Annotated in this window: 23 protein-coding genes; 5 read left to right on the forward strand and 18 right to left on the reverse strand. The window is 68.6% G+C overall.

Annotated elements, in window-relative coordinates; genetic code table 11:
• Positions 1-55: 55 nt before the first annotated feature.
• From ACFWUU_RS39425 to ACFWUU_RS39455, 7 genes are all read right to left on the reverse strand, one after another.
• Positions 56-448, reverse strand: coding sequence for a hypothetical protein (locus ACFWUU_RS39425; protein ID WP_380183662.1), 393 nt, complete (start codon positions 446-448; stop codon positions 56-58).
• Position 449: 1 nt separating this feature from the next.
• A complete protein-coding gene (locus ACFWUU_RS39430) occupies positions 450-806 on the reverse strand; it encodes a hypothetical protein (RefSeq protein WP_380183664.1) in 357 nt (118 codons plus the stop codon).
• A gap of 3 nt (positions 807-809) precedes the next feature.
• Positions 810-2,246: an adenylosuccinate lyase gene (gene purB / locus ACFWUU_RS39435; protein ID WP_380183666.1), complete on the reverse strand. Its 1,437-nt coding sequence runs from the start codon at positions 2,244-2,246 to the stop codon at positions 810-812.
• Positions 2,247-2,261: 15 nt separating this feature from the next.
• Entirely contained in the window at positions 2,262-2,876 is a 615-nt protein-coding gene (locus ACFWUU_RS39440; protein WP_137256294.1) for a hypothetical protein, read from the reverse strand.
• Positions 2,869-3,357, reverse strand: a complete 489-nt coding sequence (locus tag ACFWUU_RS39445; protein WP_130442519.1) for a SigE family RNA polymerase sigma factor — start codon at positions 3,355-3,357, stop codon at positions 2,869-2,871. The genes ACFWUU_RS39440 and ACFWUU_RS39445 overlap by 8 nt, the downstream gene beginning before the upstream one ends.
• 80 nt (positions 3,358-3,437) lie before the next feature.
• Positions 3,438-4,715, reverse strand: coding sequence for a phosphoribosylamine--glycine ligase (purD, locus tag ACFWUU_RS39450; protein ID WP_380183668.1), 1,278 nt, complete (start codon positions 4,713-4,715; stop codon positions 3,438-3,440).
• 48 nt (positions 4,716-4,763) lie between these two features.
• On the reverse strand, positions 4,764-5,471 hold the full coding sequence (locus ACFWUU_RS39455) for a hypothetical protein (protein WP_380183670.1): 708 nt from the start codon (positions 5,469-5,471) through the stop codon (positions 4,764-4,766).
• A gap of 94 nt (positions 5,472-5,565) precedes the next feature.
• Here ACFWUU_RS39455 and ACFWUU_RS39460 point away from each other — a divergent pair, with 94 nt between their 5' ends.
• From ACFWUU_RS39460 to ACFWUU_RS39475, 4 genes are all read left to right on the forward strand, one after another.
• On the forward strand, positions 5,566-6,426 hold the full coding sequence (locus ACFWUU_RS39460) for an alpha/beta fold hydrolase (protein WP_380183672.1): 861 nt from the start codon (positions 5,566-5,568) through the stop codon (positions 6,424-6,426).
• Between the two features lie 21 nt (positions 6,427-6,447).
• Positions 6,448-6,819 carry an FKBP-type peptidyl-prolyl cis-trans isomerase gene (locus ACFWUU_RS39465; protein WP_137256290.1) on the forward strand — a complete coding sequence of 124 codons (372 nt, stop codon included), beginning with the start codon at positions 6,448-6,450 and terminating at the stop codon, positions 6,817-6,819.
• A gap of 112 nt (positions 6,820-6,931) precedes the next feature.
• A complete protein-coding gene (locus tag ACFWUU_RS39470; protein ID WP_380183674.1) occupies positions 6,932-7,558 on the forward strand; it encodes a hypothetical protein in 627 nt (208 codons plus the stop codon).
• A gap of 90 nt (positions 7,559-7,648) precedes the next feature.
• Positions 7,649-8,854, forward strand: a complete 1,206-nt coding sequence (locus ACFWUU_RS39475; protein ID WP_380183676.1) for a glycosyltransferase — start codon at positions 7,649-7,651, stop codon at positions 8,852-8,854.
• Here the strand turns inward: ACFWUU_RS39475 and ACFWUU_RS39480 are convergent.
• From ACFWUU_RS39480 to ACFWUU_RS39515, 8 genes are read right to left on the reverse strand one after another with little or no spacing between them, the layout of a single operon-like run.
• Positions 8,851-14,043: an AAA domain-containing protein gene (locus ACFWUU_RS39480; RefSeq protein ID WP_380183678.1), complete on the reverse strand. Its 5,193-nt coding sequence runs from the start codon at positions 14,041-14,043 to the stop codon at positions 8,851-8,853. The two genes, ACFWUU_RS39475 and ACFWUU_RS39480, sit on opposite strands and share 4 nt — an antisense overlap.
• The gene (locus ACFWUU_RS39485) at positions 14,040-15,191 is read right to left on the reverse strand and encodes a M48 family metalloprotease (protein WP_380183680.1); all 1,152 of its coding nucleotides are present in this window, start codon (positions 15,189-15,191) and stop codon (positions 14,040-14,042) included. Before ACFWUU_RS39485 ends, ACFWUU_RS39480 begins: the two co-directional genes overlap by 4 nt.
• Positions 15,192-15,222: 31 nt before the next feature.
• Complete coding sequence (locus ACFWUU_RS39490; RefSeq protein WP_380183683.1) at positions 15,223-16,263, reverse strand: FecCD family ABC transporter permease; 1,041 nt, start codon at positions 16,261-16,263, stop codon at positions 15,223-15,225.
• Positions 16,260-17,249, reverse strand: coding sequence for a FecCD family ABC transporter permease (locus ACFWUU_RS39495; RefSeq protein ID WP_380183685.1), 990 nt, complete (start codon positions 17,247-17,249; stop codon positions 16,260-16,262). Before ACFWUU_RS39495 ends, ACFWUU_RS39490 begins: the two co-directional genes overlap by 4 nt.
• Positions 17,246-18,280 (reverse strand): ABC transporter substrate-binding protein, encoded by a 1,035-nt coding sequence (locus ACFWUU_RS39500; RefSeq protein WP_380183687.1) that lies wholly within the window; start codon positions 18,278-18,280, stop codon positions 17,246-17,248. Before ACFWUU_RS39500 ends, ACFWUU_RS39495 begins: the two co-directional genes overlap by 4 nt.
• 13 nt (positions 18,281-18,293) lie before the next feature.
• On the reverse strand, positions 18,294-19,193 hold the full coding sequence (locus ACFWUU_RS39505) for an ABC transporter ATP-binding protein (protein ID WP_380183689.1): 900 nt from the start codon (positions 19,191-19,193) through the stop codon (positions 18,294-18,296).
• A 3-nt stretch (positions 19,194-19,196) separates the two neighbouring features.
• Positions 19,197-20,234 (reverse strand): FecCD family ABC transporter permease, encoded by a 1,038-nt coding sequence (locus ACFWUU_RS39510; protein ID WP_380183691.1) that lies wholly within the window; start codon positions 20,232-20,234, stop codon positions 19,197-19,199.
• Positions 20,231-21,304 (reverse strand): FecCD family ABC transporter permease, encoded by a 1,074-nt coding sequence (locus ACFWUU_RS39515; protein WP_380183693.1) that lies wholly within the window; start codon positions 21,302-21,304, stop codon positions 20,231-20,233. Before ACFWUU_RS39515 ends, ACFWUU_RS39510 begins: the two co-directional genes overlap by 4 nt.
• 115 nt (positions 21,305-21,419) lie before the next feature.
• On the opposite strand from ACFWUU_RS39515, the gene ACFWUU_RS39520 reads away from it, so the two are divergent.
• Positions 21,420-22,226 (forward strand): siderophore-interacting protein, encoded by an 807-nt coding sequence (locus ACFWUU_RS39520; protein WP_380183695.1) that lies wholly within the window; start codon positions 21,420-21,422, stop codon positions 22,224-22,226.
• A gap of 51 nt (positions 22,227-22,277) precedes the next feature.
• Here the strand turns inward: ACFWUU_RS39520 and ACFWUU_RS39525 are convergent, their stop codons facing one another.
• The 3 genes from ACFWUU_RS39525 to ACFWUU_RS39535 all read right to left on the reverse strand — a co-directional run bounded on the left by ACFWUU_RS39525 (position 22,278) and on the right by ACFWUU_RS39535 (position 24,641).
• On the reverse strand, positions 22,278-23,474 hold the full coding sequence (locus ACFWUU_RS39525) for an alginate lyase family protein (protein ID WP_380183697.1): 1,197 nt from the start codon (positions 23,472-23,474) through the stop codon (positions 22,278-22,280).
• Positions 23,475-23,644: 170 nt separating this feature from the next.
• A complete protein-coding gene (locus ACFWUU_RS39530) occupies positions 23,645-24,040 on the reverse strand; it encodes a PPOX class F420-dependent oxidoreductase (RefSeq protein ID WP_380183699.1) in 396 nt (131 codons plus the stop codon).
• 16 nt (positions 24,041-24,056) lie between these two features.
• On the reverse strand, positions 24,057-24,641 hold the full coding sequence (locus ACFWUU_RS39535; RefSeq protein WP_380183701.1) for a TetR/AcrR family transcriptional regulator: 585 nt from the start codon (positions 24,639-24,641) through the stop codon (positions 24,057-24,059).
• Between the last annotated feature and the right edge of the window lie 56 nt (positions 24,642-24,697).

Genomic DNA, 24,697 nt, shown 5'->3' on the forward strand with positions numbered 1-24,697 from the left:
TGCTGTCCGGCGAACCTGTGGCAGCCCCTGCGTGTGGCTGGCAGTTTCCTGGCAGTTACCGAGTGCGACGCAACCAGAGCAGTCCGAGTACCGGCAGCACCACCGGCACGAACCCGTAGCCCTGCCCGAAGTGCGACCACACGGTCGCATCCGGGAAGTCGTCCGGTACGGCGTAGCTGAACGCGCCGATCGCGAGGACGCCGATCAGCTCGATCGCGATCGCTGTCGTGGCGACCTTGCGGGACACGTTCGTTGCCTTGGCCAACGCGAACGTCGCCGCGCAGTAGATGATCGCGGCAACGGCCGACAACACGTAGGCGATCGGGGCGTCGCTGAACTTCGTCGCGATCTGTACGCCGGCGCGGGCGGTCGCGGCCAGCGCGAACACGCCGTACACCGCGATCAGGATCCGGCCCGGGCCGTGCTTGGTCGCTGCGGGATCGGTCATGTCAGGCCGTCCACACGTCGTACAGCCGGAGCTCGAGGATCGGGATCACGACGCAGGCGACGGCCAGCGCGCCGGCACCCCAGCGGCTGCTCTCGGCCAGCGCCCAGAACGCCCCGATCGGCAGGATGATCAGCGAGCCGATCAGGTAGCCGATGAAGAACGGCCCGGAGACGTCCCGGTCGGTCCCACTCAGCTGCACGATGCCGACGACCAGCTGCGCCACCAGCGCGACCTCGATCACCCCGAGCATGCCGAGCAATGTCCAGTTGATCCGCTTGTCGCGCGCCGCGAGTACGACGGCGAACACCGCCGCGGCGAGCGACAGCGCAACCAGGAACCAGGTGAGCGGTGCGAACACGGGTTAGAGGATGTCACCCGGGGTGTAGGCGGCGGCCTCCGGGTAGCGCTTCGCGAGGTCGTCGATCTTCGCGACGACCGCTCCGACCTGGGCGACGGCCGCGCCGGTGAACGTCAGCGGCTCGCCGACGATGCCGACGATCTGCTCCTCGGTGAGGCCGAGCCGGCCGTCGGCGCCGAGGCGTTGGAACAGGTCGTTGCCGGCCAGACCCTTGCGCAGGTCGAGCGCGGTCGCGACCGCGTGCTCCTTGATCACCTCGTGCGCGGTCTCCCGGCCGACGCCGTTCTTGACCGCGGCCATCAGGACCTTGGTCGTGGTCAGGAACGGCAGGTACCGCTCAAGTTCGCGCGACACGACGGCCGGATACACCCCGAACTCGTCCAGGACGGTCAGGAACGTCTCGAACAGCCCGTCCAGCGCGAAGAACGCGTCCGGCAGCGCGACCCGCCGTACGACGGAGCAGAAGACGTCGCCCTCGTTCCACTGGTTGCCGGCCAGCTCCCCCGCCATCGACGCGTACCCGCGGAGGATGACGGCGAGTCCGTTGACCCGCTCGCATGACCGGGTGTTCATCTTGTGCGGCATCGCCGAAGAGCCGACCTGGCCCTCCTTGAAGCCTTCGGTGACCAGCTCGTGCCCGGCCATCAGCCGGATCGTGGTCGCCAGGCTCGACGGCCCGGCGGCCAGCTGCACTAGCGCGGAGACGACCTCGTAGTCGAGCGACCGCGGGTACACCTGGCCGACGCTCGTGAGCGTGTGACTGAAGCCCAGGTGCTGCGCAATCGTGGTCTCCAGCATGGCCAGCTTGGTCGCGTCGCCGCCGAACAGGTCGAGCATGTCCTGCGACGTACCCACCGGGCCCTTGATGCCGCGCAGCGGATACCGCTCGATCAGCTCCTCGATCCGCGCGATCGCGACCAGCAGCTCGTCCGCGGCCGAAGCGAACCGCTTGCCCAGCGTGGTCGCCTGCGCGGCGACGTTGTGGGAGCGGCCGGTCAGCACCAGCGCCGCGTGCTCGGCCGCCTTCTGACCGAGCTGTACGGCGGTTGCCACCGCGCGGTCGCGGACCAGCTCGAGGCCGGCGCGGATCTGGAGCTGCTCGACGTTCTCGGTCAGGTCACGACTCGTCATCCCCTTGTGGATGTGTTCGTGCCCGGCGAGCGCGCTGAACTCCTCGATCCGCGCCTTCACGTCGTGCCGCGTGACCCGCTCCCGGGCCGCGATCGACGCCAGGTCGACCTGGTCGATCACCCGCTCGTAGTCCTCGACGACCCCGTCCGGAACGTCGACCCCGAGCTCCTTCTGGGCCTTCAGCACCGCGACCCAGAGCTTCCGCTCGAGCACGATCTTGTGCTCCGGTGACCACAGCTCCGCCATCGACAGACTGGCGTAGCGCGCGGCGAGAACGTTGGGGATCAGGGGCTTGGTCACGAGCCCCATTCTCCCAGACGGCTACTACTTGACGGTCACCAGACCACAGAGCTTGGCGCCGGACAGGGTGCACACCTGGTACGAACCGGCGGCGAGCCCCTTCGGCAGGGCCAGCGTGTACGGCCCGGCGCCGGTGTACTGCGGGATCGCGATCCCGGACTCACCCGGGTTCACCTTCATCGAGTACGGCGTGGACGCGTCGCCGGGCACCTTGGCCACCAGCGTGTAGAGCGGCACGTCCGGCTTGGCCGCCGACGCGAGCGTGAAGGTCACGTGCCGGACCTGCTTGTCCGGGAACGACGCGACGACCTGGCCACCGGCGACCAGTGCCTTCGCCGAGGTCAGCGTGAGCGGACCGGCCTTCTCGACGGGCGCCGGGTTCGGCTGGACGGACACCTCGGGCGGCGCGATCATGTTCGTCGGGACCGGGCTGTCGGCTACAGGCGCGTCGTGCGCCGGCCGGAGCGTGGGGACGACCGCGACGGCGCCGACCACGACGGCCGCACCGAGCACGGTCAGGCCGGCGGTCAGGCGGCGCTTGCGGGAACGGGCCGCGGTCAGGACGGAGTCGAAGTCACCGGCGGAATCGGCAGCCTTGCGGTCCGCCAGGGCCTGCAGGTCCTCTTGCAGATCAGGCATGGTCGTCACTCCTCAACAGCAATGAATCGGACAGGGCGTCCCGGGCGCGGGACAGGCGCGATTTGACCGTGCCTTCCGCGATCCCGAGCGTGTCCGCCACCTGAGCCACGCTCAGGTCACAGACGTAATGGAGGACGACGACCTGCCGGGTCGGCATCGGCAGGCCGGCGAGGGCCTGCTCGAGATCACCGGCGTACCTGTCGGCGGGGTCCGGGACGTGTTCCGCCGGCAGCCGGTGGAACAGTTGCGTGAACCGGTTGCCGTCACGGTGCCGGTTCGCGGCAAGCCGTACGGCGACCAGGCGCACCCAGGCCTCCGGAGAGTCGTACCGCGAGACCTTCTGCCACCGGGGCACCAGCCGGACGAACGCCTCCTGGACGATGTCTTCCGCCTCGGCCCGCGACCCGGTGAGCAACGAGATCACCCCGACCAGCCGTGGCTGGTGCGCGCGGTAGAACTCCCGCAGCCCCTCCGTCTCCATAACCACCTACACCCCCGACCCATTGATCCGGTTCCCTCGAGCGTATGACTTTCTCACAGGCCGGGGGTGGAGGGGAGTTGTCAGAGCGTGATCTCGCCGCGTTCGGCCTTGAGGGCGATGTCGGTGCGGTGCTGGGAGCCCTTGATGCGGATCTGGCCGACGGCGGCGTATGCGCGTTGACGGGCCTCGGCGAGGTCCTTGCCGACGGCGCTGACCGCCAGTACGCGGCCGCCGGACGTGACAAGCTCTTCGTCGTCGAGCGCCGTACCGGCGTGGAAGACGCGGACGTCGTCGCTCTCGGCCTGCTCGACGCCTGCGATCGGGTCGCCCTTGCGCGGGCTGGACGGGTACTTCTTCGCGGCGACGACCACCGCGACCGATGCGGCGTCGCGCCAGCTCAGGTCGCCCTGGTCGGCCAGCTTGCCGGTGGCGGCCGCGAGCAGGAGACCGCCGAGCGGGGTCTTCAGCATCGGCAGCAGCGCCTGCGTCTCCGGGTCGCCGAAGCGGCAGTTGAACTCGATCACGCGGACACCGCGTGAGGTCAGCGCGAGACCGGCGTACAGGAGACCGCTGAACGGCGTACCGCGGTGGCGGAGCTCGTCGATGGTCGGCTGCAGGACCTTCTCGGTGATCTCGGCAACCAGGTCGTCCGGTGCCCAGGGCAACGGTGTGTACGCGCCCATGCCGCCGGTGTTCGGGCCTTCGTCGTTGTCGGCCAGGCGCTTGAAGTCCTGCGCCGGCTGCATCGGCAGCACCGTGGTGCCGTCGGTGATCGCGAACAGCGAGACCTCGGGGCCGTCCAGGAACTCCTCGATCAGCACCTGCCCGCACTGCGCCGCGTGCGCGAGCGCCTCCTCGCGGTCCGAGGTGACCACAACCCCCTTGCCCGCGGCGAGCCCGTCGTCCTTCACGACGTACGGCGGACCGAACGCGTCGATCGCGGTCGCAGCCTCCTCCGGCGTCGTGCACACGTACGCACGCCCGGTCGGCACGCTCGCGGCAGCCATCACGTCCTTCGCGAACGCCTTCGACCCCTCGATCTGCGCGGCTTCCCCGGACGGCCCGAACACCGCGAACCCGGCGTCCCGCAGCGGGTCGGCCAGTCCGGCGACGAGCGGCGCCTCCGGTCCGACCACGACCAGGTCCGCCTCGATCTCCTGTGCCAGCGCGAGGACAGCGTCGTGGTCCTCGATATCGATCGACCGGCAAACGATCGTTTGCCCGTCGTGCGCGGGCCGCAGCGCCGCGATCCCCGGATTCCCCGGAGCCGCCACCACCTGCTCGACCTCGGGGTCCTGCGTCAACGCCCAGGCCAGTGCATGCTCACGCCCACCGGACCCGATCACCAAAACCTTCACGGGCGATCAGCCTAGCGTGTACTCCGGACTGGTCCGACCCGCGCAGCGTCAGTAGTGCCAGTAGTAGCGGCCGTCGGCGTTCCAGGTGAGGGGGACGGTGGTGTGGTTGGTGAAGGCCATGCCCAGGCCGCGGGCCAGTTCGACTGTGCGGGTCAGCTGCAGGGCGTACGGGTGCTGGTTGTTGTCCCACCACTGTTCGTACTGCGTTATGCAGGTTTGGGACTTGTAGTACGGGTTGTTGCAGGGGTGGGGTGGGAGCCACTTCTGTAGGTGGCGGAAGGTGACTGTGGTGGAGCCGTTGGGGGGCTTGATGGTGCCGGTGGCGTCGAGGCAGTAGCCGGTGGTGGGGATGGTCCATCGGACGTAGTGCTGACGGCCGCCCGCGGACGGGATCGGCTTCAGGTCGTTGCAATTGGCGTCGCCCAGCTTTTCGCTGGTGACGCGCTGGATCTGGGTCAGTGGTCGGCCGGCGCCGTCGTTGTAGCCGTCCAGGAGGACCCAGTCGCCGTCGTGGATGAAGTGCTCGGCGGACTTCGGCGGCCAGGCCTTGGGATCGCCCCAGGAGATGTCGGACTCGGTGGCGCTCAGCGGCATCCAGGCCCATTGGCCTGCCGCCGTGCCGCCGGCGTAGTACTGCCCGGCCGACTTCTCGAACATCAACGAGTACTGCGCATAGTTCTCGGCCGGCGCTGCCACGGCGACAGCCGACGTCAGGACCGCCGCCAGGCCGGCCAACACAGCGAGCCGAGTGATCACAGAGTGCGACAATAGTGCACCTTGAGTTCCTGTTCCGTGCAGCCGGAGCGGTCTAGGCTCTCGATCACGAGTCCGACCCCGCAGAGGAGCTGTGATGCCAGAGCCTGTGACCCAGACGCTCGACGTGCCCGGAGCCACGCTGACGTACGACGTTCGCGGCGACCTGGCGAACCGCCCGGTGCTGCTGATGATCGGCTCGCCGATGGGCGCCAGCGGATTCCCGACCCTGGCCTCGCAGTTCGCCGACCGCACTGTCGTCACGTACGACCCGCGCGGCGTCGAGCGGAGCGTCCGCACCGGTGAGATCACCGAGCTGTCCCCGGACGACCACGCCGCCGACCTCGCCGCGATCATCGAGCACCTCGACGCCGGCCCGGTCGACATCTTCGCCAGCAGCGGCGGCGCGGTGAACGCGCTGGCCCTCACCGCGAAGCGCCCCGACCTGATCAACACCCTGGTCGCCCACGAGCCGCCGCTGGCCGCGATCCTCCCCGACAGCGAGGCCGCCCTGGCCGTGGTCGCCGACATGTACGCGACGTACCAGCGCGACGGCATGGGCGCCGGCATGGCGAAGTTCATCGCCTTCGTCGGGTACGACGGCGAGGTCCCGGCCGACTACACGCAGCAGCCGGCACCGGATCCGGCCATGTTCGGCCTGCCGACCGAGGACGACGGCTCCCGCAACGACGCGCTGCTCGGGCAGAACCTTCGCGGCTGCACGTCGTACCAGCCGGACTTCGACGCGCTGGCCAAGGCGAAGGAGCGGATCGTCATCGGTGTCGGCGAGGAGTCGGGCAATCAGATGGCTGCCCGCGGCGGCAAGGCTGCGGCGGAGCGGCTCGGGCTCGAGCCGGTCACGTTCCCCAGCGGCCACGGCGGCTTCCTCGGTAACGAATACGGCCAGCCGGGCAAGCCGGAGGAGTTCGCCACCACCCTGCGCCAGATTCTCGACTGACGATCTGGTTAGCTGGAAGGTATGACTGAGAAGCCAGAGATCGACTTTCCGGAGGGTCCGCCCCCGGCGGATCTCGAGATCACCGACATCACCGTTGGCGACGGCGACGAGGCGAAGGCCGGTTCGCGGGTCAATGTGCACTACGTGGGCGTGGCCCACTCCACCGGCGAGGAGTTCGACGCGTCGTACAACCGCGGCGCCCCGCTGGCGTTCCAGCTCGGCGTCGGCCAGGTCATCCAGGGCTGGGACACCGGCGTCCAGGGCATGAAGGTCGGCGGCCGCCGCAAGCTGGTCATCCCCCCGCACCTGGGGTACGGCGACCGTGGCGCCGGCAACGCGATCAAGCCGGGCGAGACCCTGATCTTCGTCGTGGACCTCGTCAGCGTCAGCTGAACCGAGCGCTGTCCGGAACCCCCGCATCTCCGTCACAATGACGGAGATCGCGGGGGTTCTTCGCGTAGTTGTACTCATCCGCCTCGCCCAGCGGCCCGATTGACTGGGAGGCATGACGACGATGGCTGTGACCACGGTCCGCGCGACGCGGGCCAACTGGCTGCGGTACGCCGCCCTGGCCGCGAAGGTGCTGCTGTTCGCATTGTTGCTCTCGGCCCTGATCTGGCCGGACCTGAGCGGGATCAAGGGCAAGGCCTCGACCGCCCGCCTGGTCGTGTACCCGATCGGCGCGATGGTCCTTCCGCTGTGGTGGTGGGCCTACGGGCGCACGCGCAGCAAACTCCACCGCACGTTCCCGTGGCTGGCGGACCTGTTGATGACGCTGCCGTGGCTGATCGATCTGATCGGCAACCGGCTCAACCTGTTCGACACGGTCAACTGGTGGGACGATGCGATGCACTTCATCCTGTGGGGCTTCCTCACCGCCGGCGTTCTGCTCGCCTTTGCACCGCGCGGCCTGTCCCGAGGCCTCACCGCCTTCGTGGCCCTCGGCTTCGGCGCCACCGCTGCGGTCGTGTGGGAGCTGGGCGAGTACGTCACCTTCGTCCGCAACTCCCCCGAACTGCAGACGGCGTACACCGACACCCTCGGCGACCTGGCCCTCGGCACGCTCGGCGCACTACTCGCCGGACTGATCGTCTATCAGCTGCGTCAATCACCCTCTACTTCCAACGTATAGCGGCACAGGGGACTTGCCGCAAGCCCCGGTTCGGCTCGCAGAATGGTGGGCTGATCAGCTCGTCGGAGCTCGGGGAACGGAGATTGGCCAGTGCGTTTTGTGTTGGCAACGTGGGGATCGCGCGGCGATGTGGAGCCGTTGGCAGGACTTGCGGTAGCGCTACGAGAGCTTGGAGCGGAGGCAACGGTCTGCGCGCCGCCGGACGACGATTTCGAGGCGCTGCTCGAGCGGGCCGGCGTACCGATGGAGCCGCTCGGGCCGTCGGTGAAGTCGGTGGTCGCGGCGCCGAAACCACCATCGGGCCACGCTGCATTCGAGCTGGCACCACGACTGGTGGCGGCGCGGTTCGAGACGCTCGGCCGGGTGGCGCAAGGCGCCCAGGCGGTGGTGGCGACCGGGCTGATGCCGGCCGGTGCGCGGGACGTCGCCGACAAGCTCGGCATCCGGTACGTGCTCGCGACCTTCCATCTGGGCGGCATCCCGTCGCAGCATTCCTCGCCGGGAGCACGCCCGGGTACACCGTCGCCGGAAGGAGAGACCGATCGACGCGTGTTGTGGCAGCAGGACGCCGAGCGCGTCAACGCCTTGTACGGCCCGTCCCTGAACAGTCACCGCGCGGAGATCGGTCTCCCGCCGGTGGAGAACGTTCGGGACTACGTGTTCACCGAGCACCCCTGGCTCGCCGCGGATCCGCTGCTGTGTCCGTCGAAGGGCATGACCGACCTCGACGTCGTACAAACGGGCGCGTGGCTGCTGCGTGACGACCGTCCGCTGGCTGACGAGCTGGAGGCGTTTCTGGAGGCCGGCGAGCCACCGGTGTACGTCGGGTTCGGGAGCATGGCCGCGCATGCGCCGAAGGACATCGCTCGGACGGCCATCGAGGCGTGCCGTGCGCACGGTCGCCGCGTCCTGCTCAGCCGCGGTTGGGCAGAGCTGGACCTTGCCGACGAGGGCAAGGACTGTTTCGTGGTCGGGGAGGTCAACCAGCAGGCGTTGTTCCCGAGGGTCGCGGCGATCGTGCATCACGGCGGCGCCGGGACCACGACAACCGCTGCCCGATCCGGTACGCCACAGGTCGTCGTACCGCTGATCGCGGATCAGCCGTACTGGGCGACCCGGGTTGCCGCGCTCGGGATCGGGGCCGCGCACGAACGCGCGACGCCTACGGTCGACTCGCTGACTGCTGCGCTCGAGATCGCGTTGAGTCCGGAGACGCGGGCGCAGGCGGTGAAGGTCGGCGGGGAGATCAAGACCGACGGAGCTCTGGTAGCCGGACGGCTTCTGATCGGCGGCTAGTCGACCTGCCGGTGGAGGGCGTCCAGAAGATGTGAGATGACGGTCTCCGGTGAGCGGGTCCAGTCCGTGGTGAGCACGTGGTGGACCCGCCAACCGGTGGTGGTCAACGCACTCGGGTGTGTGGTGAGGCGCTCGAGCAGAGTGTCGGAAGCGACGCGGTCGGGTGTGTCCACGAGTACTGCGAGGCGGTGGCCGGCGTCTTCGGGGAGCTTGAGTGCGAGATCGCAGCGGAACACGGACTCACCGACAGCGGTGTCCACTTGCACGCCGCGGGCTTCGAGCGCGGCGGCGAGCTGCTCGATGACGGCACTCGGTCGAGCTGAGGCCGGCGCCTTGACGGTGTACGGCGTGAGGGCGGCCTTCGCGGCGACGTGGTCCCCTCGGGAGACCGCGGTCGCGTACGCGAGGAAGCGGCGGAGGGTGTTGGCGCCGTCGTTGTAGGTGTTGGTGATGGCCTCGGGCTCGATACTGCTGACAATCACCATGTGTTCGCGGGCACGGCTGAAGATGACGTTCAGACGTTTCTCGCCGCCGGAGGTGTTGATCGGGCCGAAGTTCATCAGCATCCGGCCGTCCGGGCCGGTGCCGTAGCAGACGCTCATCAGGATGATGTCGCGCTCGTCGCCCTGCACGTTCTCCAGGTTCTTCACGAACAGGCCGGCGTCCTGTTCGCCGTGCGTGCGGATCTGCTCCGCCTCGTACAGCGCCGCGAACTCCGGATCCGCCTCGGCCAGCTCGTCCAGCGCCCGCTCGATCTCCCCCTGCTGGGCCTCGGAGAAGGCGACGATGCCCAGACTCTTCCCGGTCTGCCGGATCAGCGCCTCGCGCACCAAGGCAGCGATCCAGCGCGCCTCGGCGGGGTTGGTACGGCGGGTGTAGACGCCGTCGACGAGCCGCACCGCCGTGATGCTTCCTGCCAGCATGCTGTCGCAGACCTCGGACACCATCGGCGAATCCGACCGCACCGTCCACGGCGGTGCCGCATGCGGTGGCAGTCGATCGGGGACGGTCGCGAGCTTGCCCTGGTAGAACGCCGAGTTGCTGAACGAGATCAGCGCCTCGGAACGGCTCCGGTAGTGCCACGTGAGCATCGTCGATGCGAGGCGTAGTGCGCTGATCGAGAGGAAACTGTCTTCGGTGAGCGCGATCCCGACCTGCTCGGCGGTCTCGTCCTCGGCTATCTCTTCGTCTGGTGTGCGGACGCGGAAGTACTGCGTCGGCGGCAGCTGCATCTGGTCGCCGACGACGATCACCTGTGGCGCCCGGTGCAGGGCCGGGATCGCTTCCTCCACAGGGATCTGACTGGCCTCGTCGTACACGACGACATCGAATGAAGTTGTCAACGGCAACGTTTCTGAGACCGAGGACGGGCTCATCAGCCAGACCGGCCGCAGGACCGAGACCACCTCGCCGGGTGCGCCGGAGGCGAGGTCGCGGATCGAGCGGTACCGCATGACCTTGCCGAACTCGTGTTCCAGCTCGCGGCGGCCGGTCGCGAACGTCTTCTTCCGTTCGCGGTCGTCGGGCGACATCCCGGTGACGCTCTGCTCGGAGTGTGCGACCTCGGCGAGGAAGCGGCGGCGGACCTGGGCGGTGACGACCTGGGCGTTGAGCTCGGTCAGGTCGTCGTACGCCATGCTCAGCTCGCCGACGATCGCGTCGACTCGGGCGGAGGAGAGCTGCAGGGGTGCGGCTGCGCGGGCGCGTTCCCATTCGGCGGCGCAGACGGCGTACTCGAGCTGGTCGGGTGTGGCGTCGAGTTGGCGGAGGGCGGTGAGTACGGCGGGCGGGGCGGTGGCGAGGTCGCGCAGCTTGGGGCCGACTGCGCGTACGACGGGGCTCTCGGCGATGAGCCGGTCAGCGAGGTCACGGAGGCCGTCGACCGTCAGCGTGTCCCAGTGGTCGGCGAGCAGGTCTTGGGTCGGTTCTTCGGCTTCGTCGAGGGCGTCGGCCAGGCGGGAGAGCTGCGCGGGCGCGCCGTCACGCAGTACGAACTCCCAGTTGGGCACGGCCTTGCGGGCGGCGGCGAGCTGGTCGATCAGCTCACGCGGGTCGTCGACACCCCAATCCCGCCGCGTCTGCTCGACGTGCTGTTGGACGGCGGCCGATGCGGAGTGCGCTGCGACCAGATCCGTGAGGGTGTCGGTGACGGATGGTTGCACGGCACGGTTCGTCGCGTCGAAGCGGGAGCGGACCAGGTTCTTCACCCGCCGCCAATCCCCACTCAGAAACGAGAAAACCCCACCTTCCTTGCCCTGAGCAACCTTCAGAGCAGCCCGCGCATCAGCTGGAGCCAGCGGCTCACTCCACCCACCAGCCTCTGTCCAAGCCGCCCCCTCAGCCACCACCAACCGCCTCCGCTCACCCCCAGCAGCCCCCAACTCCCGAGCACCATCAGACCGAGGCACAATCGCCCCCACCCGATCCACCCCCACCAGAGGCTCCACCACCCGCCCCAGCCAACCAAGCCCCCGAACCTCCCGCACCCCCACACCGCCCGCGTGTGCACCCCCGGCGGCTGCCCTGCCGCCCGCATCCGCACGCTCCGCAGTTCCCGCGTATGCGTCCCCCACAGGTGCCGCGCCGCCCACATCCTCGCGCCCCGCCGTACCCGCGTGTGCACCTCCCGCGTCGCCCGCCTCGCCGGCACGCGCCGGCGCGGCTGGCTCATCCAGCGGCGCCAAGGCGGTTGCTACCGCGTCCCAGCGGGTGCGGAGGTCGCGGGCGGGGAGGGTGACGTCGGTTTCGTTCCAGTGTTTGGTGGCGACGAAGGCGAGTGAGCTGCGGGCGAGTACGCCGCCGGTGGACGGATCCGCCGAGGCCAGTTCTCGGGCGACCTCGCGCACCTCGTCACGCGCACTCCACCACTCCGCGACGCTCGGCACCACTCCACCCACGGAAGACGCCGGCCCAGCGGCGGCCTCGGCGGGAGACCACGCGTGATCATGCAGCTCGGCCAGGCGGTTGATGAGGGTTCGGAGCGGCGGAGCGCCCGTCGTCAGCTGGTGTTCGAAGGACTCGACCGTGGAGAGGAGGCGGTCGACGCGAGCTACCAACTCGGCCCGGCGCGTCACCAACGCATCGAAGTCGTCCTCCGCGGACAGCCAAGTCTCATACGTCTCCCGCAACCCATGGACGAACGCCTTCTTGTCCGCCTGCGAGTCATGGATCAGCGCACACAACCCATCCAACCGCCGGCTCGCCAACCGCGCATGCACCACATCCAGCGCAGCCCGCTTCTGGCAAACGAACAGCACCCGCTTCCCTCGCGCCACGAAGTCCGCGATCAGGTTAGTGATCGTCTGCGACTTCCCCGTCCCCGGCGGCCCCTGGATCACAAAGCTCTCACCCCGCCGAGCCCGAGCAATAGCCGCCACCTGCGACCCATCAGCAGGTACGACGAGATGCCGATCAGCAGGCGCCAGCTCCGGCGGCGTACTCCCGATCGGTCGCGGCCGATCCGAGAACAGCTGCTCGAACGACGCCGCCGACTCCCCACTCGTCAGCAAATCGTCGTAGTCCCGCACCAGCCCCAACGTCCGATAGTTGAAGTTCGCCAGCGAAACCGCGCACAGATCAACATCCCACGAGTACGGCCCACCCTCGGTGTCCAACGAATACACGTCAGTCTCCAGCGCCCGCGCAGGCCGCGGCGCCTCCCCCAGCGCGATCCCCAACGGCAACGTCTGCTCAGCAATCTGCGTCCGATAGATCTGCACACCCAACGGCTGATAGTCCGCACGCCGATACGAATACGGATACTGCTTCCCGCCGAACCCCGTCGCCACATTCCCGCGCCGCCGCCGGTTGTACGTCCGCAACCGCGTCATCGCCCGCTGCCGCACAAGATCGATCCGCGGCTTCTCCCGCAGATGCAGCTGCAACCCCGGCTCCGTCGCCTGGATCTCCTTCGCCAGCCGCTCGTGCAACTCCCGGAGCGCACCCGGCGACGACAGATCGACCGTCTCCGGCAACGCGATCCCGTACAGGACCCGCAAACTATGCCGCAGCGTCGGATTGACCTCAGCGATCGGATCAGTCACCCGCAACGTGTACGAGTCCCGCACGCCGCGCTTCCGCGTCAGGTCCACCTTCGCCAGCACCAACGGCGACGCGATCCGGGTATCCCGATCGTTCTTCAGGTCGTGCCACCGCAGGAACGCCGGCACCAGCCGCAGCTGATCCTGCCCGTAGTCGGCCCGGTCGCGACGAGCCGTCGAGATCAGCTTGTCCAAGGTGTTCGCGGCGTACGGCGCTTCGTCGTACCGGATCCACTTCCCCAGCGGCTGCGCCTTCTTCAGCAGGTCGGCCGCGAGCTCGTCCCGCCAGGTGAACAGCTGCTCCGAGCGGATCGTCCGTACGTCGAGCATCAGCGGCACCGATACCTCGGTGAGGTTCAGCGTCTGCGCCGTCGGCCGGAAGTTGATCAGCCGATTGCGCCGCGACAGGTCGAACAGCCTGTCCCGCAGCGCGCCGAGCACCGCCGTACGCCGATCCGCCGCGCCCCGCACGATCGCCTCGACGTCGAAGTCCAACGGCTGGTCGCGGTAGTTCTCGAGCTGCTCGATCAACGAGTGCAGGTCCTGCGCCCGCCGGTGCCGATCCGGCTCGACCATCTGCGCGGCGACCGAGACGATCACCGGATGCAGATCCGGATCGAGCTTGTACAAGTTGCCTCGGGCATCGATCAGCGTGGCGACGTCCGCGGTCCGGGACAGGTCGAGACCGCAGCCGAGCCCGAGCAGCAACTGCCCGAGGCTGAAGATGTCGGTGAGCTGGTCGTGGTGACCGACGACGTGCTCCCAGCTCTGCCAGCCGGCCACCAGCGTCGGCGCCGTGATCGCCTCCGGCACCGGCTCGGGCACGACCGTCTTGTCCTGACCACCGCTCTCGCCCAGGTCCAACGAGGACTGCCGGTGCGCGACGACCTCAACCGCCGTCGGCCTCGATCCCTGCCGCGCATCGACTTCACTCACAGCCAGCGTCGGCCGGCCCGCGTCCGCGGGCGCGAAGCCGAGCCGGTTCTGCTCGTCGACGACGATCCGATCCAGACCGCGCAGCGGCGCAACCAGCCCGCGCTCGTGCACCGCGGCCGTCTCGTGGAACAGCGGCAGCACCGCAGCCAGCAACGCGTCGTTGCCCAGTCCGCCCTGGGAGACGGCCAGCGCAACGAGATCCTCAGCGCTCATCCGACCACCTCCGAAGCCTGCACAAACCTCGCCCGTTGCTTGTCGCTCCATCCCAGCTCGTCGTCCGCGACGTCGACGTACCCCGGCAGCCCTGACCGCCGGGCGACGGCCAGCGACGCGATCAGTCCGGCGTCGCCGACATCCGGGTCGGCGGTCGCGAGATCGAGCAGCAGATAGCACAGGTACCGCGTGGTCGCCGCCGCCAGCGGTCTCGGTCGCGGCATCGGCGCCCCATCCACCGGACGCACTGTCAACGGCTCGTCGAACCGCACAGTTCCCGCTGGCTCGCCAGGAACGTCCACAAAGCCGGCCGCAGCCGTGGCAACCGCATCGGTCCGCAGGCCCTCGCTCTGCGCGATCACGGCAGCAAAGTCGCGACTCAGCTCACGCAACACCACGGCATCGAGCAGGTCCGGCGCATCCACGTCGAGCGGCCCGGTGACCAGCTCCTCGACGTACTCGCCGTCGACCCAGTTCTTCAACGCCCAGGCTCGTCCGACAGCCTCAGGATGCGTGGTCCCACGGCTCCCCGAGCGCAGGTCCAGCGACTCGGCTTGCCGCAGGTACGCCGCGGGGTCCGCCGTACTCAGGCCCGTCTCCAGCTTCAACAGCGCGCGGATCGTCGTCTGCAGCTCACCGCAAGCCGTCAGCGCACCGCGGTCCGCGAACAGCTCGGTCGCCAACGACCACCGCCGATGCGTCTCGAGGTACTGCGAAGGTGTCCGCGCGTCACCGGCCGCCGCGTCGAGCAGCCTGTCGACCGCGAGGTACCCACCGTCCTCGGCCTCCCACAACAGCCGATGCGCGAGCTCGTGCCCGATCACCGCGGTCAACTCGTCCTCGTCCAGCCGATCGAGCAACGGCCCCTGGAAGAGAATGACCGGCTTCGCCTGGTGGATGTACGCCGCGTTGGGCTCCCCACTCACCTGGAAGTACTCGACCTCCGCCGCCACCCCGAGCGCCTCGGCCGCGCGTCGCCCCGCCCGGTGTACGACGGGATGCGCGTCCTCCTCCAGCCGGTACGCATTCCGCAACAGCACGTCGCCGAGATCGCCCTCCGGCTCACCGTGCAACGCCGTCCAGGCGCGCTCATCCACCCGGCGAACAACCGCCAGGACGGCCCGGTGATACCCAAGGACGGACAACATGTGGGTCACCCTAGCCAGCCCCACCGACTATTCAACGACGTTCGTTGGACCGACCCAGCAACCACAGCAGATACGGCGCTCCGACGAGCGCGGTCAGCGCACCCACCGGAATCTCCACCGGCGGCAGCAACGTCCGCGCCGCAAGGTCGGCAGCCACCAGCACCAGAGCGCCTGTCAACGCGGACCCCAGCAGCGGGAGTTGCGGCGTACGAGTGATCCGGCGAGCGAGCTGCGGAGCGGTCAATGCAACGAATCCGATCGGCCCGGCAGCCCCAGTCGCAGTAGCGGCGAGGACGACTCCGAGGACGGTCAGCCCGAGGCGAGTCCGCTGCACACGTACGCCGAGACCGGCCGCGGTGTCGTCGTCCAAGCCCAGCGGACGCACCGCCCGGCCGGCCCAGACCAGTGCGGGCAGGCATACCGCGAGTACGACGGCCAACGGCCAGGCCTGCTCCCAGCCGCGTCCGTTGAGGCTCCCGGTGAGCCATAGCTTCAGTTGCTCGGCAGCCTCGAGCTGACTGTCAGTGAGATAGAGCTGCACGATGGCTGACAGCGCAACGCCGATGCCGACTCCAATCAGCACGAACCGGTTGGCGTGCATCCCACGCCGCCAAGCGAGCACGTAAACGATCGCCGCAGCCACCAGACCGCCCGCGACCGAGACGAACGGCATCGCGCCCGGCGACCGCACCACTCCGCTCGCCAAAGCGAGCACGGTCGCCGCAGCTGCGCCATGCCCGACGCCGATCACATCCGGACTGGCCAGCGGGTTGCGCGTCACAGTCTGGATCAGTGCACCAGCCACCCCGAGCGCACCACCGACCAGCGCCCCGAGCACGACCCGCGGCACCCGCAACTCGTTGACGACCAGGTCGTACCGTCCGCCGCTGTGCACAGTCCGCCACACCTCACCAGGCGAGATGAACGTCTGCCCGACACACACCGCGACAACCATCACCACAACGAGCAGTACCAGGAGAACCACAGCGACCACAGCAGAACGGCGGTGCAGCAGAAACGACAGGTGAGGTCGAGGTCGCAGCACAGCGACCCCACCGGGCAGAGTGCTCACGCGCCGGCCACCTTCCGGCGTACGAGGAACACCAGCACCGGTACGCCGACCAGAGCCGTCATGACTCCAGCTGGAACCTCCGCCGGAGCGCGGACGACTCGTCCGGCGACGTCCGCGGCCAGCAGCAATGCAGCTCCGAGGCAGGCAGACAACGGGAGCATGTGCCGGTGGCCGCTCGGGACCAGACGACGAGCCAGATGCGGCACGGCCAGCCCCACAAACGCGATCGGACCGGCAGCCGCAACTGCCGCGGCCGTCAGCAGAGTCGCACCCAGCGCGGCACATCCACGCACGACCTGCACCCGATGCCCCAGCGCCCGCGCGGTGTCATCGCCCAGCTCAAGCGCATCCAGACCACGCGCGCAGAGCAGCACAAGCAGAGCCCCGACCACGAGGAACGGCAGCATCCGTCCCACAGTCCCCGCATCGCGCCCGCTCAACGCCCCCACCTGCCAGAACCGAAACTGGTCGAGCGTGGCCGAGCTGGACGTAAGTACGACGGTCGTAGCCCCGGCAGCCATCGCCGACAGCGCAGTACCGGCCAGCGCGAGCTTCACCGGCGACGCACCACCCCGCCCCCGCACCGAGATCGCGTACACGAGACACGCAGCGACAACGGCACCCACAAACGCGAACCAGACATACCCGCTGAACCCGTTGGCCAGCCCGAAAGCGATCGCGAACACCACGCCGGCCGCCGCGCCCTGACTCAATCCGAGAATCCCCGGATCAGCCAGCGGGTTACGCGTCACCGCCTGCAACGCCGCCCCGGCAAGTCCCAGTGCAGCACCCGCAGTCAGCCCGACCTCGGTCCGGGGAATCCGCAGCGACCGAACAACCAGCGCGTCCCGGCTGCCGCCACCATGGAAGAGCGCATCGACCACGGCGGACAGCGGCACCGGCCGAGTCCCAACAGCAAGGCTGAGTACTGCGACTCCGGCCACCAGCACCACCGCTACCAGCGGCCAGGCGACGCGTGACCTCACTTGCCGAGGTGCTCGGCGAGCTGTTGTACGACGAGACGCGCCGCGGCCGGCCCCGCGTTCAGGTACCAGGGATCGTCGTCGACGTTGACCGCATGACCCGCCTTGACCGCCTTCATCGACTGCCACAACGGTCCGGCCAGCACACTCGCCGCATCCGTCTTGGCCGCGTCTCCCTGGACCGAGTAGAAGATCCAGTCGCCGTCAGCGACGTCGATGCTCTCCGCGCCGACGTCCTCCGAGATCGCCCGGAACTGCTGCGACTCCGGCCGCCCCAGCCCCATGTCGACAGCGATCGAACCGGTGAACGACGAGACGCCGAACATCCGGGTCCGGTCGGGCGTGAACCGCACCATCGAGATGCTGGTCCCGCTGAAGCCCTTGCCGCGCGCGACGGCATCGGCCGCGATGCTGTCGACCAGCTGCTTCGCGGCCTGCCCCTTGCCGACGGCGTCGCCGACCAGCAACAGGTCGCGCTTCCAGTTGATGCCGTTGCCGGCCGTCACCACCGTCGGCGCGATCTTCGCCAGCTTCGGGTAGAGCTCGCCGAGCGAGTCGTTGGCGAGGATCAGGTCGGGCTTCGCGGCGGCAAGCGTCTCCAGGTTCGGAGCCTGCCGCGTTCCCGCATCGGTCATCGCCGCGAGCTTCGCCTTGTGCTGCGGGAACGCCGTCCCCAGGTACGTCGGCACCAGCCCCGCGTTCGTGGCCCGCGTGGTTGCGGTCGGCACGATGCCGAGCGAGAGCAGGTCGTCGAGCTGCCCGGTGCTCAGTACAGCGATGCGCGTCGGCGCGGCCTTGAGCGTCGTACTGCCCTTGAAGTGTTTGACGGTCCGCGGGAAGACGCCGTCCTTCCCGACATCGGAGCCCATGCCGTCGGCCAGCGCACTCGGCGCAGCGGTCGGCCCGTCGTCGGAACCCTTGGACGCGCCCAGCACAGGGTTGCGGGTCCCGCCGGTCTCGCCGGCGGCCGAAGAACAGCCGGCGACCAATCCGCCGATCAGGGCAAGGGTCAGTACAGCCTTCAGCTTGGGCACTCTGGCTCCTGGGTCAGCGGTCGATGGGGCGGCAGACGCCGTTGGCCGCCGCGGAAGCCGCCAACGCCTGGGCGGCGGTGCTTCCGGCCGGTTGCTCGGCGCGGTCGGTCCGGCTCGTGTGGCGCCCGATCGGGACGACCATCGGCGTACCGGCGACCGGGTCGGGAATCACCTTGACGGCCAGCCCGAACACGTCCTGCACGACGTCCTCGGTGATCACCTCCGTCGGGTTGCCCTCCGCAACGATCGCGCCGTCCTTCATCGCGATCAGGTGGTCGCCGAACCGGCAGGCCTGGTTGAGGTCGTGCAGTACGAGCACGATCGTGCGGTCGTCGGACTTGTTCAGATCGACGAGCAGATCGAGTACTTCGAACTGGTGCGTCAGGTCGAGGAACGTCGTCGGCTCGTCGAGCAGCAGGATGTCGGTCTCCTGCGCCAGCGCCATCGCGATCCAGACCCGCTGCCGCTGGCCACCGGACAGCTCGTCGATCGGCCGGTCCGCGATCGACAGTACGTCGGTCGACGTCATCGCCTCCGCGACCGCCTCGTCGTCGGACTTCGACCACTGCCGGATCCACCGCGTCCGCGGGTAGCGTCCACGCCCGACCAGGTCCGCAACCGTGATCCCCTCCGGCGCGGTCGGCGACTGCGGCAGCAGACCGAGCTTGGTCGCGACCTCGCGTGTCGGGATCTGCTGGATGCTCTTGCCGTCCAGCAGCACCGTCCCGCGCGACGGCTTCAGTAGCCGCGCCAGCGTCTTCAGCAGTGTCGACTTGCCGCACGCATTGGCTCCGACGATGACCGTGATCTTCCCGGTCGGGATCCGCACCGACAGGTCGTGGATGATCTCCCGCTGGTCGTACCCGACCGCAAGACCGTCGGCAGCCAAGCTGTGTTCCACCACGTTCTCCATCTCTCAGCCACCACTTCCGACACTGTTGGCCCGGGCCAGCAGGAACATCAGGTACGGCGCACCCACCACGCCGGTCACGACACCGACCGGCAACTGCGTGTCCCCGAACGCGTGCTGTGCAATCAGATCCGACAACCCCACCACCAGCGCCCCGAGCAACCCGGACGCGATCATCGCCGGCCCCGGCGACCGGGTCAGCCGCCGCGCGATCGGCGGCGCGACAAACGCAACGAACCCGATCGGCCCTGCCGCGGCAGTCGCCACGGCGGCCAGCAGTACGGCGATCACGATCAACCCGAGCCGCGACACCTCCACCCGCAACCCCAGCCCGTACGCCGTCTCGTCGCCCAGCTGCAGGATCCGCAGCTGATGCACGAGGAACACCATGAACGGCAGCAGTACGACCAACGTGATCGCCAGCGACCGTACGTTCGACCAGTCCCGCCCGTTCAGACTCCCGGTCAGCCAGATGAGCGCCTGCTGTGCGATCTCCACCCGCGCCTTCGTCAACAGGTACGACGTGATGCTGGTCGCGATCGCACCGATCCCGATGCCGATCAGGATCAACCGGTAACTCGACACCCCATGCCGCCACGCCAGCACGTACATCAGGAACGCGGTCAGCACCGCACCGACGATCGCGAACGCCGACACCGCGACCCCGGTCAGGCCGAGCGTCACGATCGCGAAGACCGCGAACGCGCTCGCGCCGTACGTCACGCCGATGATGTCCGGGCTGGCCAGCGGGTTCCGGGCGATGCTCTGGAAGATCGCGCCGGACAGGCCCAGCGCCGTACCGACGAGCAGGCCGGTGAGTGCCCTGGGCAACCGAAGGGTGTTGACGATGAACTCGGTCGCATGGTCGCCGCCGCCGAACAGCGTCTTCACCACGTCGAGCACCGGGATCTTGAAGTCACCCAGCGACAACGAGACGCAGAAGGTCGCGAACACCACGACCGCCAGCCCGACAATCACGACGAGTGAGCGGGTCTGCCGGGCGGCGCGCGCCCGGGCAATGACGTGAACTGCCTCGGCCGTCACAGGTCCGCCAGCTTCCGCCGTCGTACCAGGATGATGAAGAAGGGCGCGCCGAGGACCGCGGTCACGATCCCGACCTGCAGTTCGCCGGGCAGCGCGACGACCCGGCCGATCACGTCCGAACCCAGCAGCAGGATCGGCGCGAGCAGCATCGAGTACGGCAGGATCCATCGGTAGTCCGGACCGGTCACCAGCCGCGCCACGTGCGGGATGGTCAACCCGATAAAGCCGATCGGGCCGGCCGCCGCGGTCGCCGCGCCACACAGGAGTACGACGACCACCGCGACGAACAACCGGGCCAGACCGACGCGCTGGCCGAGCGACTTCGCCACGTCATCCCCCAGCGACATCGCGTTCAGCACCCGCCCGCAGAACAGCGACAGCCCGATCCCGACCAGGATGAACGGCGCCACCTGCGCCGCCACATCCGAACCGCGACCGGCGAACGAGCCGACCGACCAGAACCGGAACTGGTCGAACGTGTCGACGTCACCGATCAGCAGAGCCGTCGTCAGCGAACCGAGCATCGCGGTCAGCGCCGCACCGGCAAGCGCGAGCTTCACCGGCGTAGCGCCCTCCCGCCCGAGCGATCCGAGGAAGTACACGGCCACCGACGCGGCCGCCGCGCCGGCGAACGCAAGCCAGACGTACGCCGTCAGCGTGCTCAACCCGAACCAGTAGATGCCCCCGACAACGAACAGCGCGGCGCCACCGTTGACGCCGAGGATGCCCGGATCGGCCAGCGGGTTGCGGGTCACGCCCTGCATCAACGCACCCGACAGCCCGAGCGCGGCGCCGACCATCAGCCCGATCAGCGTCCGCGGCACCCGCAGCGACCGCACGATCACGTGGTCGGTGTTCGACTCGTTGTAGTGGCGCAGGGCATCGATCACCGTCGGCAGCGGGATCTGCTTCGACCCGATCGCGATGCTGAGCAGCATCACCAGGATCAGCAGCACGACGCAGCCGATCAGTCCGAGGACAAGCGTGGTCCGCCGGGCCCGGCGTCGAGGACGCGCGGGAGCGGCTGCCAGGTCGGGGTCGGCGGAGGCGACAGCACTAGGCGGGGGCATTGGACTTTCGGGATCCTCTTAGGTAAGGCTAACCTCTAGACGCCTCACCATAACCCGGCCGCCCTCGGGTCCGCACCCTGCGTCTCCCCTGCGAAGTTTATGGAGAAACCACAGTATGACGACTGTGCTCGAGCGACCGATCGAGTTCGACTCGCTCCTGGCCACCGTGGCGGCCGTCGATGACCTGAGCCCGCACCTGCGTCGCGTGACGTTCGTCGCACCGCGGATCGCGGAGGCGGTGACGGCCGGACCGGACCAGCGGATCAAGGTCCTGCTCGCCCCGCCGAACGGCACCGCGATCAAGCTGCCGTCCGGCCCCGAGTGGTACGCCGAATGGTGCGCGCAGCCGGTCGACGAGCGTTTCATCATGCGGACGTACACCGTGCGCGCGCTCCGGCCGGAGGTCGCCGAGCTCGACGTCGAGTTCGTCCTGCACGGGGTCAACGGACCGGCGTCGGCGTGGGTCAGCGAGGCTCAGGTCGGTGACGCGATCGGTCTGCTGTTGCCGTTCGCGGTCGACACCACGAGCATCAAGGGCCTGCTGCACTCCGGCGTCGACTATGTGCCGCCGGCGAGCAGCGTGCGCCGGATCCTGGTCGCGGACGAGACCGCGCTTCCGGCGCTGGCGGGCATCCTCGAGGAGCTGCCGGCCGACGTACATGCCGCCGTCTTCATCGCCGTACCGGATGCTGCTGACGTGCGGGCGCTGCCCGGGAACGCCGACGTCACCTGGGTCACCGACGGATCGTTGCTCGAGGCACTCAAATCGGCGGAGCTGCCGTTCGATCCGGACTACGCTTGGGTCGCCGGCGAGTCCTCGATGATCAAGTCGGTCCGCCGCCACCTGGTCAACGTCGTCGGGATGCCGAAGGCCGCGATCTCCTTCCAGGGCTACTGGAAGCGCGGCGAAGCGCACTGCTGAGGATCCGGGAAGGCTGAAGGGCAGAGGTTCAGCCCTCCCGGAGGTCTTCAACTAGGACGGGTTCTCCGCGTGGGTCAGCGTCTCCCACGCGACGAACAGGTTGTTCGAACCCGCCGGACGGCGGGACTCGGTCAGTGCCTGGGTGTTCGACATCGCGATCCCGAGCCGGGTGTGCAGCGCGTTGTAGCCGACCTCGGTGATCGGGCCGAGGCCGCGGTTCACCGTGCCTCCACACAGCCAGGACGGCACCGGCTCGAGGTTGCGCTCCCAGCGGGACTGGAACCCGAGCGCCTGGCGGAGCCGTTCACCGAACTCCGGGTACATGTCGATGCCCTGGATCCGGGCCGTCTCCAGCACGTGTGAGATCGACGAGATGCCGTAGCCGGTGTGGGTGAAGTCGCGGCAGGTCTCCTGAGTCAAGCCTGTCACGAACGTCCCCTGGCCCTGCCAGTAGCTGACGATCTTGTCGCGGGTGTTGAGGTTCTGGCTCGGCACCGTCTTCGGCAGCGCGCCGTCGGACTCCAGATACACGTACGCCGGAACCCGCAGCCGGTACAGCGAGATCGCCTTGTCGTAGATGGTCTTGTCCTCGAGGAACACGCCGATGCCCTGGAGGGCCTCGGTCATGCTCAACTCCCAGTTCCCGTTGGAGTTCGAGCCGTTGATCATCTCCGGCACGTAGACGTTGCGCAGCATGGTCGCGAACCGGCCCGAGTTCGGCCAGTTGCCGTACAGGTACTTGATGATCTCCGCGGCCTTCGGCCACGAGGACGCGGACCAGGCCGTCTGCAGCGGTGCGTTGCTGTTGGTGTGGTCCTGGATGGTCGCCGACCACGCATCCATCAGCTGGATCGACTTCTGCGCGTACGCGGTGTTGCCGGTCAGGTACCAGAGCAGGGCGTCGGTGTACGCCGCGATGGCGTCCTCGCGCTCGTTCGTGCAGCCGAGGTTCGGGTTCGAGTACGGGCCGCACTCCACGACCGCGCGCGGCGTGGGCGTCCGGGACAGCGAACCGTACGCGCTGTTCTTCGCCTGGTTGAACGCGTTCGTCCAGGGCTGCGCGCCGGCCTGCACCTTGGCCTTGACGAAGTCGAGCTGCGCCCGACTCACGCCAACACCGGGATGCGTGAACGTAGCCGGCGCATCTACCTTCGCCGGAGCGTTCGAGGCGGCAACAGCCGGGCTACTGAGCGTCCCGGCAACCAACGCAGCACAGGCTGCAGCCAGAACCAGAGATTTCTTTCTCATGGCGGTGTCCTGTCTTTCGGGGCGGTGGACACGTGCGCTTCCCCCACTAGCGCAGGGTCTTTGCGAAAGTGTTGACGACGTGAAGTAACGGCGTCAACACTCCAGCCCGAACGGAACAGGTGACCGGCTTTTCCCAGGTCAGCGGAACAAAGTGAGAGTTTGTCCCACCGTCAGTGACCCAGTTGGCTGGTGATCTTCTCGACCACGATGCTCGTCGCGTACCGCGTTGTACCGGTCGGCTCGACGTCGGTCCAGCTGCCGGTGTACTTCGTCGCGACCGCCTGCTCGAGCGCCAGCTCCGGGTCAGGCACCAGGTCGTCGATCCGGCCCCGCAGCTCGACGTAGTACGTCGGCCGGGCCGGGTCGACGACGACCAGCGAGATCGCCGGATTCCGCTGCAGGTTGCGCAGCTTCTGCCGTCCGTCGACCAGACTGATGCGTACCCGTTCGCCGTCCCAGAGGAACCACAGCGGCGTCACCTGCGGTTCGCCGCGCCGACCGATCGTCCCGACCATCGCGATCGCCTTCGAGGACAGCAGGTCATGAAACTCGGCAGGAATCTCCACCCCGCCGAGAATAGGCTCAACTGAGGGCAAGCTCGCCCACGTGCACACCGGCCGCGTCCAGCAGAGCCGCGGCCGTGACAGCGCCGATACCGCCCAGCGGCTGAGCGCGGACGACGGCCCGCGCGCTCGCGCCGTCGAAGACCATCGTGAGCTGGATCGCCAGCGTCGACGGGTCCTCGGCGCCGGCCTTCACCAGCTCGCGGTGGAAGAAGTCGGTCAGCTGCTGCTTGAAGTGCCGCGCCACCACCGACCCCGGGTGCTCCGGGTTCTTCAGCTCCACCGCCGTACTCACGTAGGGGCAGCCGAGGTAATTGCCGGAAGCAACCAGCTCGTCCTGGCGCTCGAACACGGTCAGGATCCGCTCCCGCGGCGACCGGTCGTCCTCGGCGCCCGGATGCAGCAGCGCCTGGTACGCCGGGCCACGGCTGGCCAGGCTCTCCGCGATCAACTCGTCCTTCGACCGGAACAGCTGGTACATCGACTTCTTCGACACCCCGGCCGCCTTGCAGAGCGCGTCCACTCCGATGTTGACGCCGTCGCGGTAGAAGAGTTCCCCCGCGGCGTCCAGCAGTCGCTCACGGGGTGTCGCCGAAGTGCTCATGGAACGAGGGTACCGGTTGGATTTGAAAACGGAAACCGATCGGTTTACTGTGATTG

The sequence above is a fragment of the Kribbella sp. NPDC058693 genome, assembly GCF_042715335.1.
Taxonomy (GTDB): domain Bacteria; phylum Actinomycetota; class Actinomycetes; order Propionibacteriales; family Kribbellaceae; genus Kribbella; species Kribbella jiaozuonensis.

Coding starts and splice junctions, on each gene's coding strand:
- ACFWUU_RS39465 (WP_137256290.1), top strand. CDS start 6,448: ATGACTGAGAAGCCAGAGATCGACTTTCCGGAGGGTCCGCCCCCGGCG.
- purB (WP_380183666.1), bottom strand. CDS start 2,246: ATGGGGCTCGTGACCAAGCCCCTGATCCCCAACGTTCTCGCCGCGCGC.
- ACFWUU_RS39520 (WP_380183695.1), top strand. CDS start 21,420: ATGACGACTGTGCTCGAGCGACCGATCGAGTTCGACTCGCTCCTGGCC.
- ACFWUU_RS39460 (WP_380183672.1), top strand. CDS start 5,566: ATGCCAGAGCCTGTGACCCAGACGCTCGACGTGCCCGGAGCCACGCTG.
- ACFWUU_RS39470 (WP_380183674.1), top strand. CDS start 6,932: ATGACGACGATGGCTGTGACCACGGTCCGCGCGACGCGGGCCAACTGG.
- ACFWUU_RS39425 (WP_380183662.1), bottom strand. CDS start 448: ATGACCGATCCCGCAGCGACCAAGCACGGCCCGGGCCGGATCCTGATC.
- ACFWUU_RS39445 (WP_130442519.1), bottom strand. CDS start 3,357: ATGGAGACGGAGGGGCTGCGGGAGTTCTACCGCGCGCACCAGCCACGG.
- ACFWUU_RS39505 (WP_380183689.1), bottom strand. CDS start 19,193: ATGGAGAACGTGGTGGAACACAGCTTGGCTGCCGACGGTCTTGCGGTC.
- ACFWUU_RS39485 (WP_380183680.1), bottom strand. CDS start 15,191: ATGTTGTCCGTCCTTGGGTATCACCGGGCCGTCCTGGCGGTTGTTCGC.
- ACFWUU_RS39440 (WP_137256294.1), bottom strand. CDS start 2,876: ATGCCTGATCTGCAAGAGGACCTGCAGGCCCTGGCGGACCGCAAGGCT.
- ACFWUU_RS39515 (WP_380183693.1), bottom strand. CDS start 21,304: ATGCCCCCGCCTAGTGCTGTCGCCTCCGCCGACCCCGACCTGGCAGCC.
- ACFWUU_RS39535 (WP_380183701.1), bottom strand. CDS start 24,641: ATGAGCACTTCGGCGACACCCCGTGAGCGACTGCTGGACGCCGCGGGG.
- ACFWUU_RS39525 (WP_380183697.1), bottom strand. CDS start 23,474: ATGAGAAAGAAATCTCTGGTTCTGGCTGCAGCCTGTGCTGCGTTGGTT.
- ACFWUU_RS39480 (WP_380183678.1), bottom strand. CDS start 14,043: ATGAGCGCTGAGGATCTCGTTGCGCTGGCCGTCTCCCAGGGCGGACTG.